Source organism: Mycobacterium sp. NAZ190054 (assembly GCF_001545925.1).
In the GTDB taxonomy this organism is placed as follows: Bacteria; Actinomycetota; Actinomycetes; order Mycobacteriales; family Mycobacteriaceae; genus Mycobacterium.
The window spans coordinates 1-646 of sequence record NZ_LMVQ01000517.1 but is presented as its reverse complement, the minus strand read 5'-3'; the positions used below and the strand labels follow the sequence as shown (position 1 = coordinate 646).

The 646-nt window shown below is 63.3% G+C and carries 1 protein-coding gene and 1 pseudogene; one reads left to right on the top strand and one right to left on the bottom strand.

All coding sequences use genetic code 11. The features are described 5' to 3' along the window. Nucleotides 1-184, bottom strand: a 184-nt coding sequence (locus ASJ79_RS25245) for a transposase (protein ID WP_197420373.1), incomplete at its 3' end; no start/stop codon positions are given. 114 nt (nucleotides 185-298) lie between these two features. Between ASJ79_RS25245 and ASJ79_RS25240 the strand changes: the two are divergent. Next, nucleotides 299-646: pseudogene (locus ASJ79_RS25240) on the top strand (transposase); the annotation flags it as partial.

Here is a 646-nt window from a genome sequence, read left to right as displayed (position 1 = left end):
CCCCCTCGCGCTGCCCGGTATCAACCTCGCTCTGGGCGACCCAGCGGCGCAGGGTTTCCACCGCCACACCCAAGCGCTTGGCGACCGCGGCAATGCAGGCCGTGCGGCTGTCGTACTCCGCGGTGTGCCCGATGACCAACTGCACCGCCCGGGCCTTGAACTGATCGTCGTACTTCTTCGGCATGATGCGCCTTACCTTCCCTCGAAAGAAGGTGTGCATCAAACCCGGGGTGGTTCAGGGAGTTGTGAACCGTCCTGGATCTGGTGGAGACCGTGATCGCACCAGGAGGATGTGGTTGTGGCTGCGCCGAAAAAGTTCGACCAAGAGACCCGTGAGCGGGCAGTTCGGATGTATGAGGACCGGATCGCGGAGTTCGGTGGTTCCAAGCGGGAAGCTCGTCGCCATGTGGGCGAGCTGCTGGGCATCAATGAGGCGACGTTGCGCAATTGGGTCGAGAACCGCCACGGTAGCGGGAGGCCTGCAGCGGGCGCGGTGATGTCTTCGGCAGGCGATAAGGACGCGGAGCTGGCCGCGCTGCGCAAGGAAAATGCTGAATTGCGCAGAGCCAACGAGATTCTCAAGACAGCATCGGCGTTTTTCGCCGCGGCGGAGGTCGACCGCCGACTGCGGTGATCGTCGACTACA